Origin of the sequence: Enterobacter sp. JH25, from assembly GCF_021725435.1 — a bacterium.
Taxonomy (GTDB): domain Bacteria; phylum Pseudomonadota; class Gammaproteobacteria; order Enterobacterales; family Enterobacteriaceae; genus Enterobacter; species Enterobacter intestinihominis.
The window spans coordinates 590,503-605,503 of record NZ_CP091319.1 but is presented as its reverse complement, the minus strand read 5'-3'; the positions used below and the strand labels follow the sequence as shown (position 1 = coordinate 605,503).

Sequence of the window (15,001 nt, the reverse complement as noted above, 5' to 3'; positions counted from 1 at the left end):
GTATCTGCACCGAACAATCCCCTCTCCCCTGTGGGGAGAGGGCCAGGGTGAGGGGTAAAGTCCAATATTATTTCAACGCCTCCGGCAGCGTCACAATCCATAGCTCGCTGTCGGAATCCGGCTTCTTCAGCGGCTTGACGCTGAGGGTAGTTTCAACCGCTTTGTCATCCAGCGTCAGCTTGCCTTCCGCGTTCACCCGATAATCCTTGAGCTTCTTGCCCTCGGCCGGGTTGTGCATCGCCACCTTCACGCCAAAGTCATTATCGTTCGCCACCGCCAGCGTTTTGTCGTCAATCAGCGCCAGCCCTTCGGCCTTTTCCTGCTGCCAGCCCAGCGCACGCAGATCGACCACCTGCGTTTTTTCCGCAAGTGAAATGCCGCGCTGCGCCAGCGTTTTCTCATCGTCAAATTCCGGGTATTCGCCCGGCTTGTCGAAGGCGGCCAGATCGCTCGCCTTGCTCAGATCCACCCTGTAGATGAGGTTACGCATTACGTCGTTTTTATCTTCGCCCTGTTCAATCAGCAGGATAGTGTGGTTATCCAGCGCCACGATATCGCCGATTTTGGCGTCGCTGTTTTTGCTGTAGGCCGCGCTGTCGACAGGGTAGCCGTACATCGCGGTTTTTCCGGTCGCCGGATCGAAGCTGACCAGTCGCGTAAACAGCGCCTGCTTTTTGCTCTTCCCGTCGATATCCAACGTACTCTGGACAGCGGCGATAATACGTCCGTCCGGCATGCGGGTCAGGCCTTCAAATCCCCGGTTTGCCTGGCGCCATTTGATAACATTTGGCAGACCGCCGGCGATGGATTTCTCCCCTTCCGCCGCCTGTGGGCCGTGGATCGCGAGGATTTTCCCTTTACTGTCAATATTAATCAGGAACGGACCATACTCATCGCACAGCCAGTAGCCGCCCTTCCCGTCCGGCGTGATGCCTTCCGTATCCAGCCCGCGGTTATCGCCTTTCAGCACTTTTAAGGTGTCGCTTAGCGCGATTTCATTGGTGGAACCAATCACGCCACTTTGCAGCGGCAGACCGTTGATTTCGCCTTTATCGTCATGCAAAGGACGCGCGTCCACGGCCTCCGCTTTACCGTTTTGCACGCGGATCGTCATTAGCAGCGGGGCGAAATCCGGGGTAACAAAGATTTTAGCGTCATTTTTCCCCATTTTTGGCGAATCCGCGTTAGGACCGCGATCGGTCACGGTCGTAAACGTCAAGGCATCGCCCTGCTTGCCCGTAAACAGCAGGCCAGAGCCAGTCCCCACAGGCAGCCCGTTCGGAAACGCGCTGGCAAACGCACCGCTGTATTTGACATGCGCGCCTTCGGGAAAACTGAGGACGTAACGCTCCGCGGTTGGCTGTGCCGCCAGGCCAGAGAAAGAGAGCGCACAACCAATTAGCACAGGAATGATTTTTCTTTTCATAGTGTTAGCACCCAGTAAGTGAAGCCAACAACGTAATGAAGAAACGTGTCAGAAAAATGACATGGTGAAAGCGGTTCGGCACAACGGGGCGTATAGCCACCTCCAGAAATGTAAACCTGTGTCTTTATCTGTGACAACTGAAACACTTTTGGAAATTATTAGAAACTCAATTAATTCATCCTGAACTAATTTTTCCGACCCGTTCAGCGTACGTTTAATGAGAATCCTGAACCCTTCCTAAACGCGAATGCATTACGTATTGACTCCTTGCCGGGTCAACATTCGAACAACATTTAAAATTCAAAAACCAAACAAAATCAGCATAAAAACGTGACAAGCATCGCATTTGCAGAGATAAACAGCTCTTGTTAAGGTGCCCTCAGATTAATTTGATGACGAGGAAAAACTCATGAAAAAGCTCAACGTTCTCCTTCTTTCCGCTCTGACTGCCGTATCGGGCTCCGCACTGGCCATGGGCGGCAGCATTGAGCAGGGTAAAAACTTTACCAACCTGAATGTGGAAATGGGGAAATCAACCTCCGGTCTGTACACCGAAGGTAGCTGGCTGAAAAACACCGATGACGGCACCACAACCGGTGGCGTAGGAGCAGGCTACAACTTTGAAGTCGGCCCGGTGATGCTGAACGCAGGCGCTAAGGCCCTCTACGTTGGCCCGAAAAAAGGCGATAACGGCGTGGCGTTCCCGGTCGGCGGCGGTGTGAACGTTGCCCTGACCGACAGCATCAGGGTATTCGGTGAAGGCTACGTTGCGCCAGACGGCCTGAACAACAGCGTGAAAACTACGTTGAAGCGAATGGTGGCGTAAGCTGGACGCCAGTGAAGCCGGTGACGCTGAAGGTGGGTTATCGTCACGTGAGCGTTGATGGTAAAGACGGTCGTCCTAACCACACGCTGATTGACGGCGCATATGTTGGCGGTGGCGTGTCCTTCTAAGCCTGTTTGCCCGTTTCGCCCGGCGGCGCTACGCTTGCACGGGCCTACAATGAAGGGTGCAATTTATGAATATTATTGCACCTTGTAGGCCGGGTAAGCGCAGCGCCACACGGCAAAAAAGGCGATGAGACTGTTAATAAAAAAACCTGCCGGATGGCAGGTTTTTTTATGTCCGACATTACTTGCGAACGACCACCAGCTTCTGGTTCACAAACTCTTTGATCCCCAGGTCCGACAGCTCGCGTCCGTAACCCGAACGTTTTACGCCGCCGAACGGCAGTTCTGCCGCCGTATCGGTGAGCCAGTTGATGTACACCATCCCGGTCTCAATACGCGATGCCATCTTCTTCGCGCGCTCAATATCCTGGCTGAACACCGCTCCGCCCAGGCCGTAGTGAGAGTCGTTCGCCAGCGCGACCGCCTCGTCGTCGTTTTTCACCACGTAAATCTGCGCTACCGGGCCAAAGAACTCTTCAAAGTACGCCGGGTTGTCGCGTGAGATGTTGGTCAGGATGGTCGGCTCAAAGAAGCTCCCGTCTCGCTGCACAGGTTTGCCGCCATAGTGCAGCGTAGCGCCGTTTTTCACCGCCTCGTTAACCTGTTTGGTCAACGTGTCGAGCGCGTCTTTAGAGGACAGCGGCCCCAGCGTGGTGCTTTCGTCCAGCGGATCGCCAATCTTCACCTGCTTAAATGCCTCGGTGAATTTGCTCAGGAAGGCATCAGCAATCTTTTCATGCAGGATAAAGCGCTTCGCCGCGGTACAGACCTGCCCGGCGTTGTTGAGCCGCGCGTTAACGCCGATCTTCACCGCTTTATCCAGGTCCGCATCGTCGAGCACCACGAATACGTCGTTACCGCCAAGCTCCAGCGTGGATTTCTTAATGTGCTTCGCCGCCTGGGCCGCTACCACGCTGCCCGCTTTTTCTGAACCGGTTAGCGCCGCGCCCTGTACGCGATCGTCAGCGATGATGTTCGCCACCTGATCGGACGAGATAAACAGGTTGGTCCACGCCCCTTCCGGCGCGCCCGCCTCACGCACCAGATGGGCGAAGGTTTCCGCACAGTGCGGCACAATGCTGGCGTGTTTAGCGATGACAGGGTTACCCGCCGCCAGGTTTGGCGCCAGAACGCGCATCAGCTGATAGTACGGGAAGTTCCATGGTTCGACGGCCATCAGCACGCCGATGGGGTGATGTTCAACCCATGCTTCCCCGAGTTCAGAGTCATACTTCACCGGGGTCAGGAACTGCTTCGCGTTGTCCGCATAGTAGCGGGCGATTTGCGCGCACAGCTTCACCTCGCCGCGGCTCTGTTCGATGAGCTTACCCATCTCCTGGCTGGCGATTTTCGCCAGCTCCTCCACGCGTTCGTCGATCAGGTCCGCCAGCTTATGCAGTACCGGCAGGCGCTGGCTTATGTCGCCTTTCGCCCAGTCGGAGTGATAGAGCGCATCGGCTGCCTTCAGCGCCGCTTCAACATCTGCGTCAGTGTGGGAGGGATATTCTTTGATGAGCTGGTTAGTGGCAGGATTTACTGTCTGATAAGCCATATCGAATCTCCATGTTTTACCGCTTAGGGTATTAAGGGTAGTCAACATGACTGGCTATGGACGTAAAGTTGGGTATATCCGGAAGGTTCTGAGTAAAGCGATGCCATACCGTGGCTGGCGTGGTATAAAAAACCTTCATAAGGAGTTGCTATGACCGATACCCGCCACATCCGTCAGACCTTTCACCGCGCCTCGGGCCTTGAACTACGCAGCACGTGGCAGAGCATGCAGGCGTACAAACGCCATTGCCACCCTCAGCTCTCCATCGGCGCAATTGTGGAAGGCCAGACATGCTGCGTGTGTAATGGCAGAGAATACATCCTCCAGCCCGGGGACCTGATTGTGATCCCGGCTTATGTCCCACACAGCTGCAACCCTGTTGCCGGGCAGCCGCGTAGTTATCATATGCTTTATATCGATACGGACCTTCCCCTTGCGGTTCAGGTGATTCGCAACGCTACGCTGTTTATGTATTACCGGGAAGTTGTTGAGAGGATGTCCCCTGCGTCCGTAGACAGGCTGCTTACTGCCCTTCCCCATTGCATGGATGAGGCAGAAAAGCCTGGATCAACCAGCCAGCAGGTTCAGCAGGCATTTCTTTCCAGTCTTTCCAGCCCGCCTTCCCTCGACGCACTTGCGCAACGATTCTCGCTGCGAAAGGAGACGCTGATCCGTACCTTCAAGAAGGACACGGGCCTGACGCCTGGCAGCTTCCTCAATATCTCCCGCGTTGAGTACGCCAAAGCGCGGCTGCGTGCCGGGGATGATATCGCCGATGTCGGCTACCAGAGCGGGTTTGCCGACCAGAGCCATTTTCATAAGACCTTTGTGCGCTACACCGCCGCCACACCGCGCCAGTACGCTACGGGCCGATCAATATCAGACAATAAATAGGTTCTGTGTTTTCGTAGTCTGGCCCCAGTTTTGCATTCTGAGGTCGCTATGGAACTGTTCTTCCCTTCCGCTTTTCTCGCCCTGGCGCTGGCGCATTTTGTTGCCCTGTTAAGCCCGGGCCCGGATTTTTTCCTGCTGATGGGCTACGCCGCCCGCTACCGACTGCGCGGCAGCGCCGGATTGTGCATCGGGATAGCGGCAGGAAATGGGCTTTACATTTTGCTGGTCATTATGGGATGGAGCGCGCTGCGTCAGTTCGCGTGGCTGTTCACGTTGATTGAATTATCCGGCGCACTGTATTTGCTCTGGATCGGCTCGCATCTTGTACGCAGCCGACCGCAGACGCTGGCGCTAAATGAAACACATGAGCGCTGCCCCTCGCTGCGTAAGCAGATCCTGCTGGGGCTGGGTTCGGCGCTGTTGAATCCCAAAAACGCGTTGTTCTACCTGGCGCTGATGACGGCGTTACTCGGGCCGGACGTCACGCTGCTTCAGCAGGCGACCTGCGGCGTCTGGATGGTGATGGTAGTACTGGTATGGGATTTTGCGCTGGTGTCGCTGATGGGGTTACCGGCGGTTCAGCGAAAGCTCAGCCGTTCGCTCTGGCTGATAGAGCGCACGGCGGGGGTGGTATTGATGGGGTTTGGTGGGTGGGTGCTGTGGCGGTTTTTGCACTTTTCCCCCGTATCCCTCTATCCTTAACCCATGGAAAAACATACCGAACTCAAACGCGCCAAGCTTCTCGCGCTGTCGCTGCTGCTGATTGCCGCTGCGGCCTTTATCACTACCCTGTTCCTGCCGCAAACCTTCTGGGTACGCGGCGCAAAAGCTATTGCCGAGGCGGCGATGGTCGGCGCGCTGGCGGACTGGTTTGCCGTTGTCGCGCTGTTCCGCCGGGTGCCAATTCCCTTTATCTCGCGCCATACGGCGATTATCCCGCGCAATAAGGACCGCATCGGCGACAATCTTGGCCAGTTCGTGCAGGAAAAGTTTCTGGATACCCAGTCGCTGGTCGCATTAATTCGCCGCTACGAGCCGGCCCAGATGATTGGTGCCTGGTTCAGCAAGCCCGACAACGCCCAGCGCGTCGGGCTGCATCTGATGCAGGTGATGAGCGGTTTTCTTGAGCTGACTGACGACGGGCGCATTCAGCGCCTGCTCAAACGCGCGGTGCATAAGGCTATCGACAAGGTCGATTTAACCGAGACCAGCGCCGTCATGCTGGAAAGCATGACCAAAAACAACCGTCACCAGGTGCTGCTGGACGCCATCATCAACCGTCTGATAACCCTGATTCAGCGAGAGAGCACGCGGGAATTTATCTCTGACCAGATCGTCCACTGGCTGAAGACCGAGCATCCGCGCAAGGCGATGGTGCTGCCCACCGAGTGGCTGGGCGATCAGAGCGCAGAGATGGTGTCGAACGCGGTGAACACGCTGCTGGATGATATCAGCCACGACCGCACGCACCAGATCCGTCGGGCATTTGACCGCGCCACGCTGAAGTTTATCGACAACCTGAAAAACGACCCGGAGATGACGGCCAAAGCCGACAACATCAAGCACTATCTGAAGAATGATGAAGCATTTAACCGCTACCTGGGTGAAATGTGGGCTGACCTGCGCCAGTGGCTGAAAAATGACATGCAGAGCGACGATTCCCGCGTGAAGCAACGTATCGCCAACGCCGGGCTGTGGTTTGGTGAGACGCTGTCGAATGATGCCAGCCTGCGTGCGTCGCTGAACGAGCATCTGGAGCAGGCCGCGCACCGCGTCGCGCCGGATTTTGCGGCATTCCTGACGCGCCATATCAGCGACACGGTGAAAAGCTGGGACGCCAAAGATATGTCACGCCAGATAGAACTCAATATCGGTAAAGATCTTCAGTTCATTCGCGTAAACGGTACCCTGGTAGGCGGAACGATTGGCCTGATCCTGTTTTTACTTTCTCAGTTGCCCGCCGTGCTGGGGCATTAATCCGCTTTTGGCGGCGCGATAACGTAGCGCGTCGCCTCGAAGCGGTTCAGGATCAGGTGCACCAGAAAGACCATCGTCAGCGTGACCACCAGCGCGAAGGTAACGGAGGTGATACGGTACAGATCGCTGAACACCAGATCGCTGTCCGGATGCATGTTTTGCCCGAACATAATGCCGATGGTGGTAATGCTGGAAAATCCCACCCCGGCCCCGACCTTCTCCATCACGTGCAGGCGCGCGCCAAATGCCAGCCCGAGGCCGATCAGCGGCATCATCAGCAGCATATGGCTGCTGTGATCGTACAGAATAAGCTGAACGACGAGGATATAGAGACAGCCCAGCACCACGCCGACCACGCGCCAGATGGAGCTCATGACCGCGCCGCGGTAGTGCATCGGGAACAGGATCAGAATGCCCGCCATCAGTGCCGAGAGCGAATCGCTTAAGTCGCTCATCTGAAATACCACGAAAATCAGCGTCGCCACGGTGCCGGAGAGCAGCGACTCGTGGCGCACGCGGGCATCGTCTTTCTCTATCAGCGGCGGCGGTTTACGTGGCTCCACGTCCGGCAGCAGGTAATTCATCAGCGCGCTCAGACACACCGCCATCACACTCGCTTCAATGTTGGAGAACAAAAGCGTGTGCCAGTTGGTGGTGGGGTAGCTCATAAAGTTGAGCATTACGCTCTGGCACACCACGCCCATCGAACCGAACAGAAACAGCGGCCCCTTGCTCATAAAGCGAAAGCGCATCACGTACAGGGCAAAGACCACCAGCGTCATAATGACCGGCCATTGCGACAGAAAGCCGATGATGATCACCATTTCGACGCAGTTGAGCGATGCGCTGAAGATAAACTGCTTCGCCACGTGGCGGTTAAACACCGGCACCAGCGACAGCAGCATGATCGGATAGACCACAAAAAACACGCCGTAGCTGGTGTTGTAGAAGCTCGAAATACTGAGCGCAATCATCCCGGCAAAGACAATGCGCAGAGTCTGGCGGAAGTCGTTTGCCGTGTAGACGATGTTGCCGTGCGGGGTAAATACCCGCGCCAGGGTGCTAATAGACATAGTGAAGCAGGCTCACCAGATGGATTTGCATCCCGGAGAAGAAGCGCGCAAAGGGCCCTTCGCTGTTGTAGAGCTGCACGGTGGCGCGCGCGCCGGTCGGCAGCGACTTCGGTAAGGCTTCGTCCAGCGCCACGTGAATGCGCATTCGCTGGGCATCGCGCACCCAGCGGTTAGAGGTTTCCGGTTCAGAAAGTTGACCGTTAACGGCTTCCTGACCGGCGAGGATCCCCGCGTCACTGCTGGTCACGTGGGCGCGGAAAACCCGTCCCGGAAAGGCGTCAAACACCACGGCGGCGTCGGTCCCCTGGTGGGTATGACGCAGGCTCTTCTCGCGGAAATCCGCCACAATATCCGTCTGCGTATTCACCAGCGCCAGCGCTGCCGAACCGGACGAGGCGTAAAAACCGGGGCTTAATTGCAGATTACTCACCGTGCCGTCCGCCTCGGCGTAGACCTTCGTCCAGCCAAGATTCAGCTCCGCTTCATCCAGCGCGTTACGGTATTTTTGCAGCGTCACGTTACGGTGTTCATTCCGCTCGCCGCGCTGAATGCGCAGGTTATGAATATTCGCCTGAATCGAGCTGACGGACTGCTCGCTGCTCTGCCAGGTAGTGCGGACCTTATCCAGATCCGCCTGCGACACGTTCTGCAGGGTGCTCAGTTTCTGGTAGCGGTCGAAAGTCACTTTGTCGTTACGCGCGGTCAGCACGGCGGTCTTCAGGCTGGCCTGCGCGGCGGCGATCTGCGCGTCCAGTTGTTCGTTGGAAAGGCGAGCCTGCTCAAACGCGATCTGCGCCGCTTCCACTTTATTGCGAAACGGGGTGTCGTCGAGCTCAAACAGCAGATCGCCTTTCTTCACCTGGCTATTGTTGTGGACATGGACGGCCGCCACATAGCCGGAGACACGGGCAGACACCGGCGTCACCACGCGCATCACGGTGGAATCCGGCGTCAGCGGGATCCAGATATCCGCGACGATAAAGTAGACAAACATCAGCAGGAAAGAGGCAATACTTACCCTTACCCAGCGGGCAAACTTTTGTTCAGGAGTCATTATTTTTCGGTCTTGTTATCTTCTTCGCGGATTGTCCGCAAATTGCAGGCGATTTGATTCAAGGTGGCGCTGAAAATGTCGAGATGTTCAGGCGCGATGTTTTGCGATACGCGCGTCTGAAGCGTCTCAATTACCTGGGTGAGCCTGTTAAGTACAGCTTTTCCCTCAGGCGTCAGCGTCAGAAGCCGGATGCGCTTGTCATACGGCGAGACGGTGCGCAGCAGGTAACCCTGTTTTTCCAGCTGTGTCAGGGTGCGCATTAGCGGCGGCAGTTCAATGCCCTGCACCTCCGCCAGCTCACTTACCGAGACGTTATCCCCGAGCTGATGCAGCTGCATCATCACCGTCCAGCTCGACTGGGTTAACCCGGTATCGAGAATGGCGTCGTCAATGACGGCACGCCACTGGCGCACGATCATCGCCATCCGCATGCCCATCGGCCTGCGGCTAAACAGTTCTTCTTCACTCATGGGGAAACCTCTCGTCACACGCGGTCACGATAATAGTTATCAGGGTAAGTATCAAGAAACGAGAAGTTAAAGCGCAGGAATTGCGAAATGAGATTCTCCCTCTCCCTGTGGGAGAGGGCCAGAGTGAGGGCACAGCCCGCAGCGGAGTTTAGCGGCTAAAATGTCTGGAGATGGCGCCCTGTCCTGAAGCCGTCACAACCACCTCCCTGTACCCCGCCACCCGCTGGATCCACCCTTTGCTTTCCAGATAAAGAAGCAGCGCTGCGCCGGCTTCGCCTCCGAGATGAAACCGCCGCTCGCTCCAGTCCAGGCAGGCGCAGCACGCTTTTCGGCGCGGATGAGCGCTTAACGAAACGCCGAGCTTCAGAAACTGCTCCCGACCATACGGCGTGAGCGCTGAACCGTCTGCCTCCAGCCAGCCTGCTGCCTGCATGAAATCGTAGATCTGCACCGCCACCGCGCCCGCCAGATGGTCATAGCAGGTCCGCGCCTCCCGCATGGCTTTCGGCGCGGTAGTTTCCGGCGGGGTAATGCGGCTCCACGAAAGCCCCATCATCTGTTCCACCAGCGCCGCCACGTCGTGCCCGGCAAGACGATAATAACGATGCCGCCCTTGCGACAGGCAGGTAATTAACTGCCCTTCAACCAGCCGGGCAAGATGCCCGCTGGCGGTCGACGGCGCAACGTCTGCCGCCGCACTCAGTTCGGTGGCCGTCCACGCCCGCCCGTCCATTAGTGCACAGAGCATTTTCACGCGCGACGGATCGGCCATTGCAGCCGCTACAGCGGCAATGGCCTTTTCCAGCATCGCGCTGTTATCAGAGGGTAAGCTCGTCTTTAACATTTGTCGCCCAGGGTGTGGTGATCTCAGCGGCCAGCTTATCATCATCCGTCAGCAGAATAAGGTGATTCGCGTGGTCGCTGTACTGAGTCAGGATAGACACGCCCTTTGCGGCCAGCGCCGCCGCTATCTCGCCCAGCTCGCCAGGACGCTCCTGCTTAAGCTTTCTGATCACCGGCTTTCGCAGCGCCTGCACGGTAAACCCGGCGTCGAGCAGCACACGGCGGGCTTTTTCCCCGTCCTCCACCAGGAAATGGGCATCCGTACCGAAAACGCCGCCCCCCTCCAGCCCCACGCCGTTGCGGCCTAACAGCTGTCCAAAGCGCGCCAGCTCGCCGGGCCTGTCGCTAAAAATCACGTGAACGTCATACATCCGCGTGCCCTCCCGTTTCGGAGCTGTACTCCCGCACCAGCTGCGCCACGCGAATACGGTAGAAAGAAAAAATCGACTCCCGGCCTTCGGCCTGCGCGGTCTGATGGAAGACATTCTGCTTCCAGCGGCGGACGGCCTCTTCATCCCGCCACCAGGAAAGGGACAGGATTTTGCCGTCGATGCTCAGGCTCTGAAAACGTTCTATATCAATAAAGCCGTCGATGTCCGCCAGCAAAGGCTTGAGTTCAGCGGCAAGCTGCAGATAGCGCGCCTGATGATGAGGCTCCGCTTTGGCTTCAAAAAGGACTGCGATCATGGGTGTCTCTCCGTTGTGAGGGTGTGGAGAGAATGCAGGAGGAAAAACCACAATGCTTCGGTATGGAGCGAAGTGTTTGCCGGATGGCGCTGCGCTTATCCGGCCTACGGGCTCATGTAGGCCCGGTAAGCGTAGCGCCACAGGGCAGGGTTTAACCCACCATCGACTTCGACTCCATAAACGCCCCAATCCCCCACTCGCCTGGATTACGGGCGCTGGTGGCGATGATCCGCGAGCGCAGAATTATTCCAGGTTAGCCTTGTTCAGACCGTAAGCCGCATCCAGCGCGCCCGGCTCCATGCGGGAGGTAATGCCCAGGCGATTCCAGGCGTTGATCGCTACGATGGCGAAGTTCAGCTCTGAAATCTCGACATCCGAGAAGTGCTCCGCCACGCTGCGGTACAGCGCATCGCTCACGCCATGTACGCCAATCTGGGTCAGCGCTTCGGTGAAGGCCAGCGCCGCTTTTTCACGGGCGCTAAACAGCGGGGACTCGCGCCAGGCCGCCAGATGGTACAGGCGCAGCTCGCGCTCACCGGCGATTTTAGCCTCTTTCGAGTGCATATCCAGACAGAAGGTGCAGCCGTTCAGCTGCGATACGCGAATGTCGATAAGGTGCTTAAGCGCCGGGTCGATGGAGGTTTTCGCCACCTCCATGCTCAGGGCAGAAAGCGCGTTGGCAAGTGCAGGTGTGGCTTTGTGGTGGTTTACGCGGGTGCTCATTGTCTTTCCTCTTTTTGTGCCGTTTTTTTCATGCGATAAGGCAAATCTACGCCGTTAATGACATAGTAAAAAGACACAAAAATCGTGAAATGAGGTAGGACATGAAGCCGGGCTATCATGAGATTTATTCCCGCTATCGCGACAACATCACGAGTGGCGTGCTGAAGCCGGGCGATAAAGTGCCTGCCATCCGCGTGCTGGCGGAAGAGCTTAAGGTCGCGCGAAAAACCGTCGAGACGGCGTATGCCATTCTGACGGGCGAAGGGTATCTGGTAAGCCAGGGCGCGCGCGGGACGCGGGTGAACCCGGATCTTCTGCTGCCCGCGCAACACGCCCCCGCAGAACAAGCGACCGGCACGCTGCCGGCGTCGTTGATTAGCCAGCGCGAACGGGCCGGTTTTCTGCGCCCCGGCATTCCGGCGCTCGACAGCTTCCCCTATAAAAAATGGCTGCTGCTGGCGGGCCAGGCGACGCGCGCCATGCGTCAGGATGAAATGCTCAACCCGCCGGTGATGGGCTGGTATCCGCTGCGCGAGGCGATTGCCCGCTATCTTAATATCTCGCGCGGGTTATCCTGCACCGCCGAACAGGTACTGATCACCAGCGGCTACAGCGGCAGCCTGCGCCTGATCCTCGACACGCTTGCCAGCCGCAGCGACAAGGTGGTGTTTGAGGATCCGGGCTATTTTATGGGCCAGCAGCTGCTCAAGCGGATCGTGCCCCGCCTGCACACCGTGCCGGTTGATCGCTGCGGCATCGATACGGACTACCTGCTCCGTCATCATCGCGACGCGCGTTTTGCCATCGTGACCCCGTCGCATCAGAGCCCGCTGGCGGTGACGCTCTCACTGCCGCGCAAGCAGCAGCTGCTCGACTGGTCGTCACAAAACGAGGCGTGGATTATCGAAGACGATTACGACGGGGAATTTCACTACACCCGCAAAGTGCTGCCGTCGATGAAAAGCCTCGACCAGCATGACAGGGTGATCTTTATGGGCACCTTCAGCAAAACCATCATGCCTTCACTGCGCATGGGCTACGTGGTGATGCCCGCCAGCACCGTCGGGGCCTTTACCGACTGCGCGGACATTACCACCAGCGGCCAGCCGGTGCTGACGCAAAAAATCCTCACCGCATTTCTCAACGAAGGGCATTTTTTTCGTCATCTGAAAAAGATGCGCGCGCTCTATCAGACCCGCCGCGACTGGATGATTGCCGCCCTGCGTGAGGTCTATGGCGATCTGTTTTTCACCGAGCAAAACGACGGCGGGATGCATATTGTCGCGTTCCTCGCAAAGGGAAGCGCTGACCGGGAGATTGCCCGCTGCTGGCAGGAACAGCAACTACAGGTTAATGCGCTGTCGGAGTGGTATCGCGGGTCGGGCAAACGCTACGGGCTGGTGATGGGCTATAACAACGTGCGGTCATATCAGGAGGCGGTTGAGCTGCTGGAAAGGCCGAAACGGCAGACGCTTGCGCTGTTGAGTTGAAAATAGCCCGGTGTCGCTACGCTTACCGGGCCTACGGGCTCGGAGTAGGCCGGGTAAGGCGTAGCCGCCACCCGGCGACGACGTGGCTTACACATCATATCGCGATAACCCAACGTCCTTGAGCTGCTCGTCGCTCATCTGGCTCAGAATGCGGCGGGTACGGTTGATGCGATACCAGTTACGCAGCGTTTTCGCTACCCAGACAAACGCGATAAACGGACGTTTTGAACGATTCTCGTAGAATTCCATGATGCTCTCCTCGCTGTGCCAGTGGGGTTATCATCATGGAAAACGGCCAATACAATACAGATTCAAAAACTGCTTTTGTTTACCATACAGATCCGCTAAAACGGTATCTGCATGGCGTTTCACCCACCAATCTGTACTGGTTTAATAATCTGTATGGTGAAAACAAAGGATACAGCATGACGCGCTATCAACATCTGGCCAACCTACTGGCGGAACGTATCGAACAAGGGCTGTATCGCAGCGGCGAACGTCTGCCGTCGGTACGCACGCTGAGCCAGGAACACGGCGTGAGTATCAGCACCATACAGCAGGCCTACCAGATCCTCGAAAATCTCCAGCTGATCACGCCCCAGCCGCGCTCCGGCTATTTTGTCTCGAAACGCAAAGCGCAGCCGCCCGTACCGGCGATGACGCGCCCGGTGCAGCGCCCCGTGGACGTCACCCAGTGGGATGAGGTGATGATGCTGCTGGACGCCCGCGCCGACAAAGAGATGATCTCCTTTGGCGGCGGCTCGCCGGACATCAACCAGCCGAGCCTGAAGCCGCTGTGGCGCGAGATGAGCCGCATTGCGCAGCATAACCCTGGCGAAATGCTGAGCTATGACGTGCTCGATGGTCGTCTGGAGCTGCGCGAGCAGATCGCCCGCCTGATGCTGGACGGCGGCTCCACCGTGGCGGCAAACGAGATTGTGATCACCAACGGCTGCCACGGCGCGCTGTCGATCGCCCTGCTCTCGGTGTGCAAGCCGGGGGACATCGTGGCGGTCGAGTCGCCGTCGTTTCACGGCACCATGCAGATGCTGCGCGGATTCGACATCAAGGCGATTGAAATACCTACCGATCCCGAGACCGGGATCAGCATCGAGGCGTTAGAGCTGGCGCTGGAGCAGTGGCCGATCAAAGCGGTGATCCTGGTCCCCAACTGCAATAACCCGCTCGGGTTTATCATGCCGGAAGCGCGTAAAAAGCAGGTGCTGGCGCTCGCCCAGCGGCACGATATTGTGATTGTGGAGGATGATATCTACGGCGAGCTGGCCGCAGAGTACCCGCGCCCGCGCACCATTCACTCGATGGACATTGATGGCCGCGTGATCCTCTGCAGCTCCTTTACCAAAACCGTGGCGCCCGGGCTGCGCGTCGGCTGGATTGTGCCGGGGCGCTATTACGACCGGGTGATGCACATGAAATACGCCGCGGGCGGGTTTAACGTACCGGGCACGCAGATGGCGGTGGCGGCGTTTATTCGCGACGGCCATTACCATCGCCACGTGCGGCGCATGCGCCAGATTTATCAGCAGAATATGGAGACCTACACCTGCTGGGTGCGGCAGTATTTTCCGGCAGAGATATGCGTTACCCGCCCGCAGGGCAGCTTCCTGCTGTGGGTCGAGCTGCCGGAGACGGTCGACATGGTGTGCGTCAGCAAGCAGCTGTGCCGTCTCAAAATCCAGGCTGCGGCCGGGTCGCTGTTTTCCGCCTCCGGTAAGTACCGCAACTGTCTGCGGATCAACGTGGCGCTGCCGCCGACGGATAAACATCGCGAGGCGTTGAAAAAGATGGGTGAGGCGATTGTGATTGCGATGGAGGGGTAGTGCGGCCTGTTGCCCTCACC

Annotated in this window: 15 protein-coding genes and 1 pseudogene; 6 read left to right on the top strand and 10 right to left on the bottom strand. The window is 57.6% G+C overall.

The window, feature by feature from the left end; genetic code table 11:
• Positions 1–67: 67 nt before the first annotated feature.
• Positions 68–1,426: an esterase-like activity of phytase family protein gene (locus tag L2Y28_RS02925; protein ID WP_022646946.1), complete on the bottom strand. Its 1,359-nt coding sequence runs from the start codon at positions 1,424–1,426 to the stop codon at positions 68–70.
• Between the two features lie 409 nt (positions 1,427–1,835).
• On the opposite strand from L2Y28_RS02925, the pseudogene L2Y28_RS02920 reads away from it, so the two are divergent.
• Positions 1,836–2,380: pseudogene (locus L2Y28_RS02920) on the top strand (YfaZ family outer membrane protein).
• A 178-nt stretch (positions 2,381–2,558) separates the two neighbouring features.
• On the opposite strand, the gene L2Y28_RS02915 reads toward L2Y28_RS02920, so the two are convergent.
• Entirely contained in the window at positions 2,559–3,929 is a 1,371-nt protein-coding gene (locus tag L2Y28_RS02915) for an NAD-dependent succinate-semialdehyde dehydrogenase (protein ID WP_022646944.1), read from the bottom strand.
• A 150-nt stretch (positions 3,930–4,079) separates the two neighbouring features.
• Here L2Y28_RS02915 and L2Y28_RS02910 point away from each other — a divergent pair, with 150 nt between their 5' ends.
• From L2Y28_RS02910 to L2Y28_RS02900, 3 genes are read left to right on the top strand one after another with little or no spacing between them, the layout of a single operon-like run.
• Entirely contained in the window at positions 4,080–4,823 is a 744-nt protein-coding gene (locus L2Y28_RS02910; RefSeq protein ID WP_022646943.1) for an AraC family transcriptional regulator, read from the top strand.
• A gap of 48 nt (positions 4,824–4,871) precedes the next feature.
• Positions 4,872–5,525: a LysE family translocator gene (locus tag L2Y28_RS02905; RefSeq protein WP_022646942.1), complete on the top strand. Its 654-nt coding sequence runs from the start codon at positions 4,872–4,874 to the stop codon at positions 5,523–5,525.
• A 3-nt stretch (positions 5,526–5,528) separates the two neighbouring features.
• On the top strand, positions 5,529–6,800 hold the full coding sequence (locus tag L2Y28_RS02900; protein ID WP_022646941.1) for a DUF445 domain-containing protein: 1,272 nt from the start codon (positions 5,529–5,531) through the stop codon (positions 6,798–6,800).
• Here L2Y28_RS02900 and L2Y28_RS02895 read toward each other — a convergent pair.
• The 7 genes from L2Y28_RS02895 to L2Y28_RS02865 form a co-directional block, all read right to left on the bottom strand.
• Positions 6,797–7,873, bottom strand: coding sequence for a DUF2955 domain-containing protein (locus tag L2Y28_RS02895; RefSeq protein ID WP_022646940.1), 1,077 nt, complete (start codon positions 7,871–7,873; stop codon positions 6,797–6,799). The genes L2Y28_RS02900 and L2Y28_RS02895 overlap by 4 nt on opposite strands.
• Positions 7,863–8,930 (bottom strand): HlyD family secretion protein, encoded by a 1,068-nt coding sequence (locus L2Y28_RS02890; protein ID WP_087878470.1) that lies wholly within the window; start codon positions 8,928–8,930, stop codon positions 7,863–7,865. Before L2Y28_RS02890 ends, L2Y28_RS02895 begins: the two co-directional genes overlap by 11 nt.
• Positions 8,927–9,397 carry a MarR family winged helix-turn-helix transcriptional regulator gene (locus tag L2Y28_RS02885; RefSeq protein ID WP_022646938.1) on the bottom strand — a complete coding sequence of 157 codons (471 nt, stop codon included), beginning with the start codon at positions 9,395–9,397 and terminating at the stop codon, positions 8,927–8,929. The genes L2Y28_RS02890 and L2Y28_RS02885 overlap by 4 nt, the downstream gene beginning before the upstream one ends.
• A 148-nt stretch (positions 9,398–9,545) precedes the next feature.
• Entirely contained in the window at positions 9,546–10,241 is a 696-nt protein-coding gene (locus L2Y28_RS02880; protein WP_032621437.1) for a helix-turn-helix transcriptional regulator, read from the bottom strand.
• Positions 10,216–10,611 carry an amino acid-binding ACT protein gene (locus L2Y28_RS02875; RefSeq protein WP_022646936.1) on the bottom strand — a complete coding sequence of 132 codons (396 nt, stop codon included), beginning with the start codon at positions 10,609–10,611 and terminating at the stop codon, positions 10,216–10,218. Before L2Y28_RS02875 ends, L2Y28_RS02880 begins: the two co-directional genes overlap by 26 nt.
• A complete protein-coding gene (locus L2Y28_RS02870; protein ID WP_022646935.1) occupies positions 10,604–10,927 on the bottom strand; it encodes an antibiotic biosynthesis monooxygenase in 324 nt (107 codons plus the stop codon). Before L2Y28_RS02870 ends, L2Y28_RS02875 begins: the two co-directional genes overlap by 8 nt.
• 243 nt (positions 10,928–11,170) lie before the next feature.
• Positions 11,171–11,650: a carboxymuconolactone decarboxylase family protein gene (locus L2Y28_RS02865; RefSeq protein WP_022646934.1), complete on the bottom strand. Its 480-nt coding sequence runs from the start codon at positions 11,648–11,650 to the stop codon at positions 11,171–11,173.
• 101 nt (positions 11,651–11,751) lie between these two features.
• Between L2Y28_RS02865 and L2Y28_RS02860 the strand changes: the two genes are divergently transcribed.
• Positions 11,752–13,140 carry a PLP-dependent aminotransferase family protein gene (locus tag L2Y28_RS02860; protein WP_022646933.1) on the top strand — a complete coding sequence of 463 codons (1,389 nt, stop codon included), beginning with the start codon at positions 11,752–11,754 and terminating at the stop codon, positions 13,138–13,140.
• 87 nt (positions 13,141–13,227) lie between these two features.
• On the opposite strand, the gene L2Y28_RS02855 is transcribed toward L2Y28_RS02860, so the two are convergent.
• Complete coding sequence (locus tag L2Y28_RS02855) at positions 13,228–13,389, bottom strand: DUF1127 domain-containing protein (RefSeq protein WP_003863073.1); 162 nt, start codon at positions 13,387–13,389, stop codon at positions 13,228–13,230.
• A gap of 176 nt (positions 13,390–13,565) precedes the next feature.
• On the opposite strand from L2Y28_RS02855, the gene L2Y28_RS02850 reads away from it, so the two are divergent.
• Positions 13,566–14,981 carry a PLP-dependent aminotransferase family protein gene (locus L2Y28_RS02850; RefSeq protein WP_022646932.1) on the top strand — a complete coding sequence of 472 codons (1,416 nt, stop codon included), beginning with the start codon at positions 13,566–13,568 and terminating at the stop codon, positions 14,979–14,981.
• The last annotated feature ends 20 nt before the right edge of the window (positions 14,982–15,001 follow it).